Source organism: Oleiphilus sp. HI0079, assembly GCF_001635105.1.
Window position 1 is genome coordinate 1 of sequence record NZ_LWFT01000783.1, and the last position, 17,508, is coordinate 17,508.

Annotated in this window: 19 protein-coding genes and 1 pseudogene; 13 read left to right on the forward strand and 7 right to left on the reverse strand. The window is 48.4% G+C overall.

The features are described 5' to 3' along the window. The 5 genes from A3750_RS14620 to A3750_RS14640 all read left to right on the forward strand — a co-directional run. Positions 1–601, forward strand: a 601-nt coding sequence (locus tag A3750_RS14620) for a DUF2914 domain-containing protein (RefSeq protein ID WP_156498605.1), incomplete at its 5' end; no start/stop codon positions are given. Positions 602–603: 2 nt separating this feature from the next. Then, on the forward strand, positions 604–1,368 hold the full coding sequence (gene elyC, locus A3750_RS14625) for an envelope biogenesis factor ElyC (RefSeq protein ID WP_082863203.1): 765 nt from the start codon (positions 604–606) through the stop codon (positions 1,366–1,368). Then, a complete protein-coding gene (hemH, locus tag A3750_RS14630; protein WP_068455996.1) occupies positions 1,368–2,468 on the forward strand; it encodes a ferrochelatase in 1,101 nt (366 codons plus the stop codon). The genes elyC and hemH overlap by 1 nt, the downstream gene beginning before the upstream one ends. An 11-nt stretch (positions 2,469–2,479) precedes the next feature. Beyond that, complete coding sequence (locus A3750_RS14635; RefSeq protein WP_082863204.1) at positions 2,480–2,902, forward strand: copper chaperone PCu(A)C; 423 nt, start codon at positions 2,480–2,482, stop codon at positions 2,900–2,902. 22 nt (positions 2,903–2,924) lie between these two features. Beyond that, complete coding sequence (locus A3750_RS14640) at positions 2,925–3,425, forward strand: arsinothricin resistance N-acetyltransferase ArsN1 family B (RefSeq protein WP_068455999.1); 501 nt, start codon at positions 2,925–2,927, stop codon at positions 3,423–3,425. Positions 3,426–3,514: 89 nt separating this feature from the next. Here A3750_RS14640 and A3750_RS14645 read toward each other — a convergent pair whose 3' ends face one another. Then, a complete protein-coding gene (locus A3750_RS14645) occupies positions 3,515–4,519 on the reverse strand; it encodes a putative solute-binding protein (protein WP_068458165.1) in 1,005 nt (334 codons plus the stop codon). A 253-nt stretch (positions 4,520–4,772) separates the two neighbouring features. Between A3750_RS14645 and A3750_RS14650 the strand changes: the two genes are divergently transcribed. Beyond that, positions 4,773–5,087: a c-type cytochrome gene (locus tag A3750_RS14650; protein ID WP_068465990.1), complete on the forward strand. Its 315-nt coding sequence runs from the start codon at positions 4,773–4,775 to the stop codon at positions 5,085–5,087. Positions 5,088–5,151: 64 nt separating this feature from the next. Here the strand turns inward: A3750_RS14650 and ppnN are convergent, their stop codons facing one another. Then, a complete protein-coding gene (gene ppnN / locus A3750_RS14655; protein WP_369819947.1) occupies positions 5,152–6,525 on the reverse strand; it encodes a nucleotide 5'-monophosphate nucleosidase PpnN in 1,374 nt (457 codons plus the stop codon). Between the two features lie 138 nt (positions 6,526–6,663). Here ppnN and thiI point away from each other — a divergent pair, with 138 nt between their 5' ends. Next, complete coding sequence (gene thiI / locus A3750_RS14660) at positions 6,664–8,124, forward strand: tRNA uracil 4-sulfurtransferase ThiI (protein WP_068451637.1); 1,461 nt, start codon at positions 6,664–6,666, stop codon at positions 8,122–8,124. Here thiI and A3750_RS14665 read toward each other — a convergent pair. The 3 genes from A3750_RS14665 to A3750_RS14675 form a co-directional block, all read right to left on the reverse strand. Continuing rightward, the gene (locus tag A3750_RS14665; protein ID WP_068451634.1) at positions 8,097–8,912 is read right to left on the reverse strand and encodes a carboxylesterase; all 816 of its coding nucleotides are present in this window, start codon (positions 8,910–8,912) and stop codon (positions 8,097–8,099) included. The genes thiI and A3750_RS14665 overlap by 28 nt on opposite strands. A 235-nt stretch (positions 8,913–9,147) precedes the next feature. Continuing rightward, positions 9,148–9,807 (reverse strand): DsbA family protein, encoded by a 660-nt coding sequence (locus tag A3750_RS14670; RefSeq protein WP_068451630.1) that lies wholly within the window; start codon positions 9,805–9,807, stop codon positions 9,148–9,150. 40 nt (positions 9,808–9,847) lie between these two features. Further along, positions 9,848–10,198: a rhodanese-like domain-containing protein gene (locus A3750_RS14675; RefSeq protein WP_068451627.1), complete on the reverse strand. Its 351-nt coding sequence runs from the start codon at positions 10,196–10,198 to the stop codon at positions 9,848–9,850. A 275-nt stretch (positions 10,199–10,473) separates the two neighbouring features. Here A3750_RS14675 and A3750_RS14680 point away from each other — a divergent pair, with 275 nt between their 5' ends. From A3750_RS14680 to pdxH, 5 genes are all read left to right on the forward strand, one after another. Beyond that, positions 10,474–10,731 (forward strand): DUF2282 domain-containing protein, encoded by a 258-nt coding sequence (locus tag A3750_RS14680; RefSeq protein WP_068451624.1) that lies wholly within the window; start codon positions 10,474–10,476, stop codon positions 10,729–10,731. Positions 10,732–10,758: 27 nt separating this feature from the next. Next, positions 10,759–11,625, forward strand: a complete 867-nt coding sequence (locus A3750_RS14685; RefSeq protein ID WP_068451620.1) for a DUF692 domain-containing protein — start codon at positions 10,759–10,761, stop codon at positions 11,623–11,625. Continuing rightward, entirely contained in the window at positions 11,615–12,451 is an 837-nt protein-coding gene (locus A3750_RS14690; RefSeq protein ID WP_068451617.1) for a putative DNA-binding domain-containing protein, read from the forward strand. The genes A3750_RS14685 and A3750_RS14690 overlap by 11 nt, the downstream gene beginning before the upstream one ends. Next, the gene (locus A3750_RS14695) at positions 12,452–12,901 is read left to right on the forward strand and encodes a DoxX family protein (protein ID WP_068451614.1); all 450 of its coding nucleotides are present in this window, start codon (positions 12,452–12,454) and stop codon (positions 12,899–12,901) included. A gap of 84 nt (positions 12,902–12,985) precedes the next feature. Next, complete coding sequence (gene pdxH / locus A3750_RS14700) at positions 12,986–13,594, forward strand: pyridoxamine 5'-phosphate oxidase (protein ID WP_231871834.1); 609 nt, start codon at positions 12,986–12,988, stop codon at positions 13,592–13,594. On the opposite strand, the gene A3750_RS14705 is transcribed toward pdxH, so the two are convergent. Together A3750_RS14705 and uvrD are read right to left on the reverse strand one after the other, a co-directional pair. Next, positions 13,543–14,253: a hypothetical protein gene (locus A3750_RS14705; protein WP_068465992.1), complete on the reverse strand. Its 711-nt coding sequence runs from the start codon at positions 14,251–14,253 to the stop codon at positions 13,543–13,545. The two genes, pdxH and A3750_RS14705, sit on opposite strands and share 52 nt — an antisense overlap. Position 14,254: 1 nt before the next feature. Then, the gene (uvrD, locus tag A3750_RS14710; RefSeq protein WP_068455673.1) at positions 14,255–16,414 is read right to left on the reverse strand and encodes a DNA helicase II; all 2,160 of its coding nucleotides are present in this window, start codon (positions 16,412–16,414) and stop codon (positions 14,255–14,257) included. Positions 16,415–16,592: 178 nt separating this feature from the next. Here uvrD and A3750_RS14715 point away from each other — a divergent pair. Then, positions 16,593–17,508 (forward strand): annotated as a pseudogene (locus A3750_RS14715) (hypothetical protein); the annotation flags it as partial.

Below are 17,508 nucleotides of genomic sequence, written 5' to 3' on the forward strand. Positions count from 1 at the left end.
CGAACAAGAACTTGTGCGTTCGATACAAGCACCTCAAACCAATGCGGTTGTCGCTTCCGTTGAGGAGGTCGCGGGTTTTGATAGTGCTCCAGAGAAACAACGCGTCGCAGTGGTTGCTGGTCAGCAGGATGACATCTCAGAAGCATCATCAGCGCCAGTAACGCAAGGCGCAGAAGTAACCAAGAGCGCTCCATCGGAAGCGCCTCGTGCAGCCTCGTTAAGTAACAATGACTCCATGACACCTGTTTCTTCAGTGACAACCTTGCACCCCGGGATTCGTGCCGCTACGTTGGCAAGCAATGTAGATGCAAAGCGTCAGCCAGACAATATTTTAGGTTATGAAGTGCCCATGAATGGCGAAGACTTGATCAAGGTTGTGTTGCACACGCAGCTGCAGGATATCGAAGGTGTTACGCTCTATCACGAGTGGCATCGAGGCGATAAGCGCTATGCGCGTGTCCGAATTCCGGTGACATCGAAAGATCAGGGAAGTTACTCGAGTAAGTTTATTGACCAACACATGACCGGAGAGTGGTCAGTGCAAGTGCGAGATGAACAAGGCGAGCTTTATGCCATGGCGAATTTTAAAGTTGTTCGCTAACTGTGTTATTTGGCTTAAAAAAGTTGATCGGTGGGTTGTTGATGCCAATACCGATCGTGCTGTTTCTGCTTGTTCTCAGTGCAGGGCTTTTTTATAGAAAATCGAAACGGCTTGCGGCGAGCTGTCTGTGTTTTGCGTTGATCGCGCTTTACCTTCTTTCTGTTCAACCTATTGCGAATGCCATTGCCCAGCCTTTGGAATTCAAATATCCAAAATATGCGCAGCAGCCTGTGTCGTATGTGGTAGTGCTCGGTTCTGGCCATCATACTGATCCGCGGATTCCAACGTTAAGCCAAATGAACCGAACGGGGCTTTCGCGCTTGGTGGCGGGTATTCAAGTATATCGTCAGAACCCAGGTGCTAAGTTGTTGCTGTCAGGGTATGGCGGCTACGATTCGAGAAGTCATGCTGAGGTTGCGGCAGAGGTCGCTCAGCTACTTGGGGTTGATTCTCAAGACATATTACTTGCGTCAGAAGCCCGAGATACGCGAGAAGAAGCGCTAGCATGGGAAGCACTCCTGAAAACAAAGTCTTTCGCTTTAGTGACATCGGCGCTGCATATGACTCGGGCCATAGCGATATTCTCGCAACAGGGTCTTAAACCCATTGCTGCTCCAGCGAACTATGAAACCGCCGGACAGCGTCCGACGTACTGGAGAGACTGGTTGCCAAGGGCGCGTCATCTGCAGTTGACCGAAGCCGCGTGGCATGAGTATTTGGGGATGGCTTGGGCCAGACTGAAGCAATTTGGCAAAGAGGATGGATAATGGCCTACAAAGGCTTTGAAGATTTTTCGCACAAACAAGCAGACAAACTGGGCGTATTGCTAGTCAATCTTGGTACGCCTGAGGCGCCTACCGCAAAAGCTTTGAGAACGTACCTGGCTGAGTTTTTATCTGATCCGCGAGTGGTAGAAATCCCCCGATTGCTATGGATGATCATTCTGCATGGAATCATTCTGCGGATCAGGCCGAAGAAATCTGCGGCAGCCTATGCTGAGGTTTGGACGGAGCAAGGCTCTCCGTTAATGTTGCATGCGCTGGATCAGACCCACGCTATTCGAGAACGGATGCGCGCTGAATACGGGGCGCATATTCAGGTCGAGCTAGCGATGCGCTATGGGGAGCCAAGTGTGAGCAATGTCGTCGATGATATGCTCAGCGAGGGTTGTCGGAAAATGATCGTTTTGCCGCTGTATCCGCAATATTCGGGGAGCACAACGGGCTCTGTGTTTGACGCGCTAGCAGCAGATTTTACCCAGCGCCGATGGTTGCCACATTTTCGTTATATTGGCAGTTATCACACGCATCCTGGTTACATCGAGGCGCTTGCTCAGAGCGTTGAACAGCATTGGCAAGTGCATGGACGAGCCGATAAATTGGTTCTTTCCTATCATGGTGTACCGCAGCAATTCTTGTTGAAGGGCGATCCTTATCACTGCCAGTGCCATGTTACGACACGCTTGTTAGTGACACGCCTTGGCCTTAACGAAGACGAGTATATGACGTGTTTTCAATCTCGTTTCGGAAAGGCTCAGTGGCTGCATCCTTATCTTGATCAAACGATGAAGGCCTTGCCTGACCAGGGCGTGAAATCAGTTCAGGTTATTTGTCCGGGCTTTTCCGCAGACTGTTTGGAAACGCTCGAAGAGATTGCAGGAGAAAATAAAGAGTACTTTATGGAGTCTGGTGGTGAGCGCTTTGAATATATACCAGCGCTGAATGACCGGCCTGAACATATTGAAGCGTTAATGACGATACTTCGAGAAGAGGCGGGTAGCTGGTTGAATGATGGCGAATGCTCTATCGACAATAGTGCGAGGCAACTCCGATACGATAAGCACCCCCATAATAAAGCGGAAAAATAGGACGAGAGATAATGCTGAATCGAGTAATAACGGTGATGTTGGGTTGTGCGATGTTGGCAGGGGCGAACGTCGCCTTGGCGCAGCCAAAGTTAGAGAATGCATGGATAAGATTAATGCCGCCGAATGCAGGGATGACCGCTGCATATGCTCACATTACGAGTGATGCGAAAGATCGACTGATGTCAGTTAAAACTGAGATCGCGACCAAGGCTGAAATCCATGAGACCACGATGGAAAACGGTATGATGAGCATGCGCCCTATTGAGAGCATCGCATTTTCGGCAGGTGAAACGGTTGAACTTAAGCCGCAAGGTAAGCACATCATGTTGATTGGTCTAACTCGCGCATTGCAAGAGGGTGAAGAGGTGCCAGTGCTACTTGAGTTTGCCGAGAGCGGCGTCCAAAGCCATCTGTTTACAGTCCATAAGCCTTAAGTATTAAAAGGACTGCCGTGTTATGTCCGCATCGCTAATTTGTCGCAGCGCCACCTTAGAGGATGCGCATGCGATCAGTGAGATCTACAACTATTACGTCGACCACACGATCATCACGTTTGAAGAGGAAAGCGTCAGCAGCAAAGACATTGCGCAACGCCTTGAACAGGTATTTGCGAACAGTCTTCCTTGGCTCGTTGCTGAGATCGATGGTCGAGTGATTGGCTATGCTTATGCGGCTCCGTGGCGCGAGCGCTCTGCATATCGCCACTCGGTTGAGGTGAGCGTATATCTTGAGCAGAAAATTGCTCTGCGTGGGGTTGGTTCGCTGTTATATTCAGCGCTTTTTGAAGCTCTGGAGGCGTCGGACGTTCATGTTGCTCTCGCGGGTATTGCTCTGCCCAACGATCGTAGTATCGCTTTACATGAAAAGTTCGAGATGAAGAAAGTGGCACACTTGAGCCAAGTCGGCCGTAAGTTTGATCAATGGATTGATGTTGGTTACTGGCAGCGTATTCTCTAATTAAACACGGCTTGCGTTGAATGTCCTACTTTCTTGAAAGAGCCTCGAATGAGGCTCTTTGTCTGTCGAGAGGCCTATTTCTAGAAACGCTATTCGCGATCTTTCGATGTACATTCCGCTAACGCAGGGTCAATTTTGCAGCGTACCTTGCGGAATAGGGTAAGCGCTTTTCCGTCATAGACACCTTTGTCGCGCAATGCGATGCGGCTTTCACGGAATAACTCGTTCCAGTTATCTTTGGTCTTATCATTGATGTCTATCCAATATTTTTCTGGAATGGTTAACTCGCTATCCACAATTTTGCGAATCTGATCCTTGTATTTGCTGGCCATGAGTTCACGCGAGTTTTGTGCAAAGCCTTCAGGTACCTTTTCCCAGCGAACGATAAGTTGCATCGTGATCTGTAAGCTAGGCCACTTAATAATGCCGCCGGATGGCTCTAATCCTTTGTACATTTCCATAGGCTCGTACGCGAGGCCTGGAGCACCTGTGATATCGACCGCTTTGTTGTTAAATTTCTGAAGCGCGTTCGCGATGCTAGAGGACACTGGGGTCATGCCAATGCGTGTTGCAAGATATTCGGTTTCTGGTGCGTTATCCAAAACGGTAACGCGTTTACCGGCCATGTCTTCAGGGTTCTGAATAGATTTGTCATTTACGAATAGGAAAATGGCGCCAATTGGACCAATACCGATAATCTCGTACTCACCATTTCGCATCAGTTTGGATGCGCCCGGGCTGCTGAGTGACTTAACAACAATCGCCAAGTGGTCGTAGGTTGGCAGTGCACCAACGGCGTTAATGCTGCCCGTAAACTTGTTGTATTCCCTTGCGCGAATACCTGGCAGGTTGAGCATGTCGCAGACGCCGTTTTTAAACTCTTCCGAAGCAACACGGTCATCAGTATATACCTTGAACTGAAGATCTACGCCCCATCTAACGGCGTCGATTTTGTATTCCTTCATTTCCTTGTGAATTGGTCCGTCATGGCCGACAAAGTCGAATACACACATGGTAAGTGGTTGAAGGCTGTTTGCGGCAGCGGAGGTGCTCAAAGCGAACAAGAACAGCAGACTCGATAAGACACGTAACATATTGATCAATCTCGCAGTTTTTATTTTCGTAAGGCATGCTATCGCAAAGCGCTCTAAAGCGAAATGTGCGATCCGGAAAATGCGCGCCAGATCGAATAAAAAGTAATCTGATGTATTGAGGACGACGTTTTAAATAATATCGATAGTCTGCTCTGAACCGAAAAACCTTTGGTTTTTTAAGGTCTCTGCTAAACTGAACGCTGAAGCGGCGGAGCCATGTCTTCGCCAGTTCTGATCAAAATGGAGAAACAAGATGTTGAAGAAAGCGATCCTATTATCTGCCATGTGCATGGCTTTCGGTGCCAGCACTGCTATTGCAGGCGATGCGGCAGCAGGCAAAGCGAAGTCTGCGGTTTGCGCAGCATGTCATGGTGCGAATGGTATGGCGGCGATTAAGACCTATCCGAATTTGGCGGGTCAGAACAAGGAATATCTAGTTTCTTCGTTGAAGGCTTACAAGGCGAAGCAACGCACTGGTGGTATGGCTGCGATCATGCAAGCGCAAGCAGCAGGGCTGTCTGATGCGGACATCGAAAACTTAGCGGAGTACTACAGCTCACTTAAGTAGAATTCTTTTTGTGTTGCTAAAAATGTGAAAAAGCCGAAACACGACGTTTCGGCTTTTTCTTGAGCTACTTCACGATGGTATAACAAGGCTCATATTGAGAGCCCGGCAGCTTCATCCGCCCTTGCTCGACGAAAGCGCGGAGCAGCGTATCCATCGGCCCCAGTATGTGTTCATCTCCTTTGATCTCGAAAGGGCCTTTTTCTTTTATTTGCTGAACACCTTTGGCCTTCACGTTACCGGCAACAATTCCCGAAAATGCTCGGCGTAAATTGGCGGCGAGACAATGGGGCTCTTGGTCTTTGCTCAGGTCTAGACTAGCCATGAGTTCATGGGTCGGCTCGAAAGGTTGCTGAAAGATTGGATCAATTTTTAACAGCCAGTTGTAATAAAAGGCGTCTCGGCGTTTGCGTCGGTATGCTTTGACTTCTTCTAAGTGTGTTTTTACATACTTGGCGACCGCAACAGGATCATCAATAATGATTTTGTAGCGACTTTGCGCTTCTTTTCCCAATGTTTTTCCGATGAAGGCATCGATCATCTCGAAGTAGTCCTTGCTTGACGCGGGGCCACTGAAAACCAAGGGGAAAGGCATATCGCGGTTTTTTGGGTGTAAGAGTACGCCCAGAATATAGAGAATCTCTTCTGCCGTTCCAACACCACCGGGAAATACGATGATTGCATGTCCCAAGCGCACAAACGCTTCGAGTCGTTTTTCGATGTCGGGCAAAATGGTCAACTCATTTACGATTGGGTTAGGCGATTCTGCCGCGATAATGCCCGGTTCGGTGACGCCTATGTAGCGACCAAGGGCATGACGCTGTTTTGCATGGCCAACGGCTGCTCCCTTCATTGGGCCTTTCATCGCTCCGGGTCCGCAGCCAGTGCAAATATTCAGTGCGCGCAGCCCAAGCTGATAGCCCACCTCTTTGGTGTAATCGTATTCGGTTCGACCGATCGAATGCCCGCCCCAGCAGACCACGATGTCTGTCTCGCAGTTGGTTTTTAGAAGGTTCGCGTTGCGCAATAGATGGAAAATAAAGTTGGTAATGTGTTCTGAGTATTTTAGATTCAGGTTGTTGTTTTTGATCAGGACATTCTCGGTATAGATAATGTCGCGCACGACTGAAAACAAATGATTGTTGATGCCCTGAATCATATCTCCGTCAACAAAGGCGTTTTCAGGCGCGCTTTTTATGTCTAGTTTAATGCCACGAGGCTGCTGAATAACCTGAATAGCGAAATTCTTGTAGGCTTTTAGCAGGCTCTCGCCGTCATCGCTAATCGAACCGGAATTCAGCACCGCGAGTGCGCAGCGTCGAAAAGTTTCTTGAAGGTGCCTGTTTTTTTTGTTGCGCAGCAGACTGACCTCGTGCCGTGACAGTATGTCCATACTGCCTTTTGGCGTTACACGAGCGTCTATTCCTTTCTTTGTCATTATTTGTCTCCAATACTACGTTTGCTGCATGATCTCTCTCAGTATAGCGGCACGCGCGAGTGAAGAAGTGTAAATTGGCGCAACTTTGATCTTTATTTCATATAGAATACGCCGCCTAAAAAATTTGGTTTGAGAGCTGCCATGAAATTTATCGTCAAACTTTTTCCAGAAATCACCATCAAGAGCAAACCCGTGCGCCAACGCTTGGTAAAACAGCTACGTCAAAACGTACAGGTTGTTCTATCAAAAGAAACCGATGGCGCTAAAGTGCAAGGTTTTTGGGATAAGATCGAGGTGCGTTTACTGCCGGACTACGCGGCAGATGAGCCAAAACTGATCGCTGCCTTGCAGCGCATTCCGGGGATCGCAAATATTCTTAAAGTAGAGAGCCATGAACTTGAAGGGATTGACGATCGTTTTGAAGATATTGCAGACATCTGTATTAAAACTTATGGCGATCAAGTAAGCGGGAAGAGCTTTGTGGTTCGCGTGAAGCGCGCAGGGCAGCACAGCTTCGCATCTACGGATCTAGAACGTTATCTTGGCGGTGCCTTTCTTCAGAACACCAAAGCATCTCGAGTGGAATTAAGAGAGCCGGATGTGGCGATCAAGCTCGAAATACGTGACCAAACCTTGTATGCCATTGCCGAACGGTATGAGGGCTTGGGTGGTTTCCCTATTGGCACGCAAGAACCGGTGTTGTCCCTAATTTCTGGCGGATTTGATTCGACGGTATCCAGCTATTTGACGATGAAGCGCGGTTTGAAAACGCACTTCTGTTTTTTCAATCTCGGCGGAGATGCGCACGAAATCGGCGTGAAGCAGGTTTCGCTGTATCTTTGGGAAAAATATGGTCGTTCACATCGTGTTCAGTTTGTGACGGTGCCGTTTGAAGGCGTGGTCGCCGAGATTCTGAAGAATGTTAATCACTCCCACATGGGGGTGATACTGAAGCGGATGATGATGCGCGCGGCACAAGAGGTGGCGGATCAACTGAATATTCAAGCGCTTGTTACCGGAGAGTCGGTTTCTCAGGTGTCGAGCCAGACAATCACTAATCTGAACGTAATTGATAAGGTGTGTGAAACGCTGGTGCTACGTCCGCTGATTACCATGGATAAGCAGGATATTATTCGTCTTTCGACCGACATTGGGACGGAAGAGTTTGCGAAAAATATGCCTGAATACTGCGGTGTGATTTCAGATCGCCCAACAACCTGTGCGAAGCTGGATCGCGTCTTGGAGGAAGAATCGAAATTCGATTTTGACGTGCTCAAGCAAGCGGTTGAAGACGCATATTTTATGAAGATTGATCAGGTCATGCGACAGCAGAAAAACATCGTCGATGTCGAGGTGACAAATCTGCCTCATGTTGGCGATGTGGTGATTGATATTCGAGGCGCTGAGGAGCTAATAAAAGCACCATTGACGCTGACAAATAACGAGATCGTGCACATCCCGTTTTATGAGTTAATGAGTGAGGTAGAGCGCTTGGATAAGTCCCAGCGCTACTTGATCTATTGTGAGAAAGGCACCATGAGCCAGCTGCATGCAAGCCACCTGAAAGGCATGGGTTATACAGTCGCTGTATTTAAGCCCTGATGCTGATTGCTAGGGTTGCTTTGCATCCCTAGCTGCCAACAAAGCCAAACGTGTATTTGCCTAGCAGCGGTGAAGCTCTTGTCTTCTAAAGGCAGCATATGCCCAAAGCCCTGTAAACGATGAAAGTGACGGCCCTGGCCAAGATGGCGAGCCAGACGTCGTGCAACTCTTGGTGAGCAATATTGATCATCGCTACCGGCGATGGTCATGATGGGGCAGGAGATTTTTTCGCGCTCTATAGATGCACTCGATTTAGTATTAAGGTACCAAAACCAGGTCTGATGAATGGCTAGGCCTGATTCGTAACAGAGATACCCATAGAATTTCTTCGCCGTCTCATCATTGAGTTTATTGAACAGAAGATTTCGTGCCGCGCGGAATGTCGGCTTAATACCCCGTTTCCAAAAGAAGGGGGTAGTGCATGTATCAACAAGCGCTCGGGCTGGAGGAAGTGCGGAACCGATAGGAGAAGGCGCCTCGGGCGAAAGGAGCAGTAATGCGTCAGGATCAACACGCATAGCCAACTGAAGCGCCAAAACGGCACCCATACCGTGACCAGCGACAACGATTTTGCCACCATTGATAGCGATGGCGCGAAACTCTTCTTCTAGATAATCCAAGTAGTCAACAAGACTCAGACCTTCGGGATGTTGCGGCTGGTTTCGAGAAAAATGCTGGGGCAGTGCAAGCGCTTTCGTCTGATAGCCAAGCGCATGAAAATAATTCTGATACTGTTCCCATATACGGGGGGTTGTCCAAAATCCATGCACGAAAATAAGTGATGTCATGATACTACTCCTTGATCGCGTATTTTCGTCATGCACGCCTTTGAATTCAAGCTATTAAATCATCGAAAAACGGTCACACGAGCCCCATTTCAGTGCAGATTCTTTATTTCCTCTAGGAACCTCCTCCTCATAGGTGTCGGTCTACGATACTGACTACGCCATAAGGGGCGAGCAGTGTATTTTGATCTGTTGGAGGATAAGGCTTTTTGCGGCAGTTGAGTGTGAGAACTCTACATCAACACCAGCTAGCTTCGTGCTCCGGATTTTTCAAAAGCTCCTCAACATTAGCGTGCAGTACCCGATACCCAACATTACCGTATAGTACTTGTCGATTGTTGTTCATAACAAAACTTGGGCTTCCCGCGATATTTTGTTGGCTCGCCTTTCGATAGTCAGAGAGTAGCATTGCTAACGCTGTGCCGTTATCTATGCTCGTTCTTAGTCGGTTGACCTCCAGCCCGTGTTGTTTTGCGATCTCCAGCAAAACGGGTATCTGAGATATATCTAACGCTTGCATAAAGAAAGCTTGCCTTAGCGTCAAAGCGAAGGCCTTTGCCTTGTCTTGTCCATAGCTGAGTGAAATCGCTTTGATAAACATATGTGCATTAGCAGAAGTGCTTGGTCGAACTTCTGTCCAGAGACGGTCGTTAACTGTCGCATTGTCGTATGGTTGCACTGCATGCATTACGTGTTGAGCAAATCCTTCATAACTGCCTCGCTCCGTCCATTGCAGCTCTATTCTCTTAGCGACGTCACCAAAAAGATCAATGTAATAGTGGTTGATGGCAATCTGGTCACCAAATTGTTCATGTAGTTCGTCCAGTCGACGCTGAGCAATCCAAGCCCAGACGCAAAGCAGATCAGTGTAGTAGTCGATTACAATCGGGGGGCTCATAAAATCTCTACCTCGTTTTACTGAGAATGTACGGTTTGAATTAATTGTCTGCTTGTGCGGACAAGACTTGATCAAGAGCGCAGGTAATGACTATTACGTTGGTATAGCCCACTCTTTGAAGTTGCTCGGCGGCCAGTGTCGCACGTGCTCCAGTGGAACAATGAATATAGATCGGCGTGTCTGCTGAGCAAGCGTGCTCTCCAATTTTCATTTCAATTACGCCGCGAGGAATATTGACGGACTTGGGAGCGCTTACTTCAGCTACTTCACCAGGTTCCCTGACATCAATGATGATCGCCTTCTTAGGAAGGTCATTCAGGCATTCACTGGCGGTTGCGCAATTTAAGTTGGTTCGCGCTTCCTGAATCAATTGCGGAATGGATATAATCATGTATGGCTCTTCTCTCTTTGAGAACTCTATGATGGATGCAGAGTCATTATGCACGAGTATCAGGAAAGTGTAACGGATCGCTTACTCCCGATCTAACGTCAGATCTTGTTGTAGAAAAGGCATAAGTAAAAGCTTTAGTTCGTCTTCTGAATTGCTTGTGCCTGTGATGCAAAAACAAAAAAAATATGAACTTCTCGCAAAGCGCCGAGTCTCTACTTGCGACTGTGTTAAAAAATAGCGCATTCCAAAACAAATAACTTTGAGAGGATCAAGAGATGACAACAGTAAGCAAACTCACTAAATCAACAATTGCAGGCTTAGTAACTTTAGGCGTAATGGGCGCATCTTCAGATGCACTTGCAGGCAAGCCGGGTTTCGAGAAATGTCAGGGTATCGCGAAAGCAGGCATGAACGATTGTGGTACTAGCAAGCACAGCTGTGCAGGCCAAGCTGCGACCGATGGCGATCCAGAAGAGTGGGTGTATGTGCCAGAAGGAACGTGCAAAAAAATTGTAGGCGGCAAAGTTAAGTAAGTACTGCTTTGGCGCGGGGTCGGGTCTATGGGTTCGAAAGTATCAGATCAAAAGCTAGAGGGCTTAGGACTCGGTCTACGCGCGAAACATTATCAGGATATTCTCACTTCTGATTCTAATCCTGATTCCAGCTCTAGTATCAGTCCAGAGTGGTTTGAGGCATTGACCGATAACTATCTCGGTGATGGCGGCATGCCGCTATATTATTTGGGGCAGATAGCCGAACGTTTTCCATTGAGTTTTCATGGTGTTGGTTTGTCTTTAGGATCAACCGACCCGCTAAACGAGGATTATCTTCAGCGCTTGGCCCGTTTGGTAAAGCAATTCGATCCGCAGCTTGTTTCCGACCATTTGTGCTGGAGCAGCGCCTCGGGCATTCACGGTCATGACCTTTTTCCAATGCCATATACCGAGCTTGCTGCGCGACATATTGCAGAGCGAATACAGCAGGTGCAAGAGCGCTTGGGTCGGCAGATATTGATCGAGAATGTGTCGAGCTATCTGCAATTTGGTGAAAGCTATCTCAGCGAAGTTGAGTTTTTATGTGAGGTTGTAGAGCAAGCAGACTGTTTGCTTTTATGCGACCTCAACAATATTTACGTTAGTGCAAAAAATCACAACTTTGATGCCTTTGATTACCTCACACGTCTTCCTGCATGTCGGATAAGAGAGCTGCATTTGGCAGGTTTTGAAGATCAGGGCTCGCACTTACTCGACACGCATGGAGCCTCGGTGCATGACAATGTTTGGACACTCTACGCGGCAGCTTTGGCGCGTTTTGGTCGTGTTCCGACCTTGATTGAATGGGATACTAATATTCCCGAGTACTCAGTGCTTTTAGATGAGATGAAAAAAGCGTCGGTATTTTGGGAGGCTGCGCGTGATGTCGCTTGAACACCTCCAGGACGCATTTATCCGTGGCGTTTACTCCGGCCAGTTAGACGAAGCAGATCGGCTGATTCAAGCAAGTGGGCGGCTCAGTCCGACGCAACAATTCGAGATCTACATGGGCAGTGTCACGGGCAATCTTGTTGCCGCATTGGGGGATATTTTTCCAAGAGTGAAGACGGCCTTGGGCGACACATTTTTTGATGCGCTTTCGCGTCGATATATAAAATTGAACCCTTCGAGATCTTGGAGTTTAGATCACTACGGGGCGCAATTCTCTCAATTTTGTCGCGATTTCAAACCTCTGGCGGCCTACCCCTACATCCCGGATTTAGTCTCTGTCGATTGGGCCTGGCACATGGCATTTCATTGCAAGGATGCGCAAGCAATCGATGCAAGCCATCTGCAATCGATGTTGAGTTCGAGCCCAGACGCGCGCTTTATGTTGCACCCAAGCGTCGTGTTGATTGACTCCGATTATCCGATTTTCCAGCTCTGGCAGTTCAATGAGCGCGCGCGTGAAGGGCGTAATGAGGAAAATTTCCAGCTCGATCAAGGCGCTGAATGCATGTTGATTTGGCGGACGGGCCTTCGTGTTGAGACCAAAGCGCTCAATCGCATCGATCGCTTTTTACTTAAAGCTTTTCGTCAAACACCAGATCAACCACAGACGCTGGAGCAGGCTTTTGAGCGCGCGTTGATCGCCTGTGAAAAAGAAGATGACTTTGCCATTGAGCAGCTGAGCACTAGCTTGTCATTGTTTATAAATCTTGGATTGCTTTGTGAAGCCGGTAATTCGAGCGACCTGAGACAGAGTAATAGGAGGTTTTAAATGAGTACGACTGAGACTATCGCATCATTTGTATCTGGAGGTATCCGTATTATCAACCAGGCGCAGGACGGCTTATCGGTTGTTTTTCGATTGGCTATGGCTCAAGTATTTTGGGCGGCTGGGATGAGTAAGATTGCGTCTTGGAGTTCTACGCTGGATTTGTTTGCCTATGAGTACGCGGTACCTTTGATTCCTTCCACAATGGCTGCCTATATGGCGACAGGTGCCGAGCTGTTGTTTCCTGTCCTGCTTGTCCTTGGTTTAGGGACGCGCGTCGCGGCCGGCGGTTTGTTTATCTTGAATGCGGTTGCTGCAATCAGTTATCCAGATATTAGCCCCGCGGGCATGAATGATCATTACTTCTGGGGTGCGGTGCTTTTGAGTGTGTTTTTTTACGGTCCGGGGCGCTTGTCGATCGATCACTTTATCGCGCGCAAGTGGAAGGCTTGATCTTTGTGGGCATTTCACGCGTAATATCGAGACAACAAGCATTGGGGTAGATGTGTGGACATAGGCGATCATCGCAGAGAGTATATGAGTGAAGGAATCGATGATTCCTCCATGAATTTAAATCCGGTCAAACAATTCGAGCTTTGGTACGCGCAAGCGAAAGAGGCTGGCATTGAGGACGCAAACGCCTTTAGTTTGGCAACGGCGACTGCTGATGGATTTCCATCCGTTCGAACAGTACTCCTAAAGTTGTTTGACGATGAGGGCTTTGTGTTTTTCACCAACTACAACAGCCGCAAAGCAAAAGAGATTAAGGGCAACGCACAAGTAGCGATGCTGTTTCCTTGGTTGCCTTTAAACCGCCAGGTTCGAATAGAGGGAAGCATCGAAAAAATTTCGAGTGTTGACTCGTTTAAATATTTCGCCGGAAGGCCAAGAGGCAGTCAAATTGGCGCTTGGTGTAGTGATCAAAGCGACGTGATTGAATCTCGTGGATTTCTAGAACAGAAGTACCGGGAGGCGGCTGAAAAGTTTAAGCAGGGCTCGATTCCCTTGCCCTCATTCTGGGGTGGTTATCGAATCAAGCCAGTGTCGATTGAGTTTTGGCAAGGACGCGAAAGCCGCTTGCATGATCGTTTGGTTTATCGTAAATCCGACGAGGGCGGTTGGAGTATTTCCAGGTTGGCCCCTTGAGTCTCGGCCGTCGGTGTAAAAAGGAGTAGTTCCAAAAGTTTTGCTCTGGTGTGTGTTGATGTGGTCACGTTCGTCGCACGCGCTTCGTTTTGAAGGCGGGAAAATTCCGCCTCTAGAGACTCCAGCTTGGATTGCGTTTGTGCAAGCTGCGCATTTCGTTCTTCAATAGTACTCGTGTTTGACACCATGCGCTCCTGCGTAATGTTTAGTACTCTCGACAGCTTATCGACGTGCGCTTCGGCAACTTTTACTTGTTGGAAATACTGACGCTGCTGGTCTATCTGCTCATAGGCGAAATAGCCCGCTGCAACGCAGGTAATAAGTAGCAGAGGTGCAATTAAAGAAGCTTTGTTTCGTTTGGCCAAGCGTTGGCGGTGGCGCTGCGTTTCGAAAATCTGCTCACGCTTTTCTAACAGCAATTGTTGCTCTGCTAACTGCTGCTCTCGCGCCAATAACTCTTTCGCTTTGTTTTGCGTTGCTCGTTCACGCTCGGCAACGTCTTGTTGCAGTGCCGAAATGCGCTCATTTGAGCGCTTTATGTAGTCTGCTTCAACATTCATAGTTTGCGCCGTTTTATTGTTATTTGCTGTATTGTTCGGATGTTGTACGGATCGCACATTTTCTTTGTCAATTTCAGCTTCTGGGGCTAGGTTTGTCATCTTAAACCTTGCTAAGTTTTGCGTAGGAAAGCACAAGCCACTTATTGCCGTGCTCTTGAAACATAATTTGAATGCGTGCGTGAGGGCCGCGGCCCTCGTAATTCACAACAGTTCCTTCGCCAAACTTTGGGTGAGCAACTAATTCGCCAAGTTGAAAAGCGGGGGCTTCATCGCCTGGAATTTGCTGGCTGCTCGCGCCAAAAGAAACCGGCCGCGATACGGTATTGCGAATACGTACTTCCTGAATGGTATTGCTTGGAATTTCGCGAACAAAACGGGAAACAGGATTGAACTTCTCTTCGCCATATAATCTTCGTGACTCGGCGTAAGTAAGCACTAGCTTCTCCCTTGCGCGAGTGACGCCAACGTATGCAAGGCGACGTTCCTCTTCAAGCCGTCCAGGCTCCTCCATCGACATGCTGTGCGGAAATAGGTTTTCCTCCATACCGACCATAAACACCAATGGAAACTCCAACCCTTTCGCGGAGTGTAAGGTCATCAATTGAACACTATCTTCGTGCTCCGCCGCCTGCTGTTCGCCTGCATCCAGTGCAGCCTGAGCTATAAACTGCGACAAGATCGGTTGCTCGTCATCTTCTGGCTCGTAGTCTTGTGTTGAGCCAATGAGCTCTTCGAGGTTTTCTTTACGAGCCTGACCCTTTTCGCCTTTTTCCGAGGCATGGTAATCCATGAGGCCCGAATCTTTCACGGCGGTCTCGCAGAGCATGCTGAGCGAAAGTTCGTGAACTTGGCTCGATAGCACTTCAATGAAATCCATAAACTGAGCCATCGAAGATTTGGCTTTACCCTTTAAAGCGCCTTGTTCGAGGAGATAGGCACATGCTTGCCAGAGAGAGCAGCCTTCGTCGCGCGCACGCTCTCGAATTGAGGCCATGCCTTTTTCACCGAGCCCGCGAGGAGGAACGTTGGCAACTCGCTCAAAAGCGGCATCGTCGTGTTGGTAATGTACAAGACGCATATATGCCATTGCATTACGGATTTCCTGACGATCGTAGAAACGGAGTCCACCATAGATGCGATATGGTATTTGCGCCCGAATCAAAGACTCTTCGAGAACGCGTGACTGCGCGTTAGAGCGGTAGAGTATGGCGCAGTCTTGGCGTAAGTTCCCTTGGTCAACCCAGCCGGTGATACGATCTGCGATATAGTTTGCTTCATCTTGTTCATTGAACCCAGCATAGAGATCGATAAGCTCGCCTTCGCTGTCATCGGTCCAAAGCTGTTTGCCCAGGCGACTGCCATTGTTCGCTATGAGTGCGTTAGCGGCCTCTAAGATGTTGCCGGTCGAGCGATAGTTTTGCTCCAAACGAACGATACTGCTGCCAGAAAAATCGATTTCAAACTGTTGAATATTTTCAATCTTTGCGCCGCGCCAACCATAAATACTTTGGTCATCATCGCCGACGACCATGACAGGGATGCGATTCCCGGCGAGCACTCTCAACCATGCATATTGTACGGTGTTGGTGTCTTGAAACTCATCGACGAGCAAGTAGCTGAAACGGTCTTGATAGTGGGCCAAAAGAGCAGGGTGGTTTAACCAGATTTCATGAGATCGAAGCAGTAATTCACCAAAGTCGACGAGCCCGGATTGCTGACATTGTTCTTCATAGTCTAGATAAAGGGATGCGAGCTGCCTGTCGAAAGGATTCTTTGCGGGGGGGAGGTGTTTCGCGCGAACGCCTTCATCTTTGCGACTGTTTATGAAGCCGGCAACTTGTCTTGGTGGGCAACGGGACTCATCAATATTTCGTTCGCGCATCAAGCGTTTGACGATACGTAGTTGGTCATCGGAATCGAGAATTTGAAAATTCTCGGGCAGTTCTGCTTCGCGGTAATGGGCGCGTAAAAAGCGGTGTGCGATTCCGTGGAAAGTGCCAAACCACATTCCTCTACCAGACAAATTTAGCAACTCTTCAATTCGTCCGCGCATTTCTCGCGCAGCCTTATTGGTGAAGGTAACAGCCATAATTGAGTTTGGGCTAATGCCTTCGATTTGCATCAACCATGCAATGCGATGGACGAGAACGCGGGTTTTACCACTACCCGCACCAGCAAGTACCAGCATGTTTTGCATTGGCGCCGCGACAGCCTCACGCTGCGCGTCATTTAGACCATCCAGAAGGTGGGAGACATCCATTGAGCTATTCAGTTGTTTCTTGATTTCGGGGCAGACGAGTATATCAGGACGCAATGGCTTGTTCAGGTTAATTCCTGCTCATTGAGTCTGAAGGTTTGCGGGCTTTTCTTTAGAATCGCGGGGCAAAAAGGAGTACACTGCAACGACGATAATAATCACCTTAACCAGACTCTTTAGTGTGAAACTTCCAGCCGTTTTAAGCCTTTGGTCGGCGCCCCAACTCAGTGTGTTGGAGCGGGTCTCATTTTATGGCGTCTGGGTGTTGGCCGCGCTCGTCTGGTTAATGCATTTTGAAGCCCAAGCGACGGATGCGCTTTTTTCCTTTTTGCTGGCGGCCGTCGTGTTGTTGGCTGGAGTGCCTTTAGTTGCCGTTTTTAGTCGTCGAATGCTGGATGAAAAATGGTTGGTTCTAGAGTCGGCACTTCCTGCTGTCATTTCGCTTACATGGGCGCTTGCTTCGTACTACGCTCCTGCTCTGGATAGCAGTACGATCTTTGTTTTTTCACTTCTTGGTCTGCTCAACTGTTTGTTGGCGAGGCCTTTTGGTTTTTATATTTGGTTGACTGCAAGCGTGCCCGTGCTCGTTGCCATTAACCTAATGATGCTAAATGCTCTAAACGCATCCGCGGGCTCGGTGATGACCTTAATGAATCTCCTGTTTTTAGGACTGGCGATGAGTCTTGGTCAGGTTCAGCGTGGCGAGAAGTCTATCTTACCGCGGGTAAAAGGCGGCGCAGAGCAAGATTTAGCGCAGCTTCGCTATGAGAAGAATCGGCTCAATACGGCATTGTTGAGTACTGAGCAGGATCTCGAGCAAAAGATTCGTCAACGCACAGAAGCACTCGAAAAAGCGAATGCGCAGTTGAATCAGCAGGTTGCATTACGCAAATCCGTCAGCGAAGCGCTTGTGAAAAGTCAGACACGTTTAACCCAAGCGATCGAAGCCTCCAATCTGGGCTTGTTTGATTGGGAAGTGGCAGAAGGTCGCTTCTTCCAATCCAATTTCCATCATATTTTTGGAGATAAAGAGCTCAGCTCTCAAGATGTTATCGAGCGCCTTAAGCGCGTTGTGCATAGTGAGGACTATGCGGGGT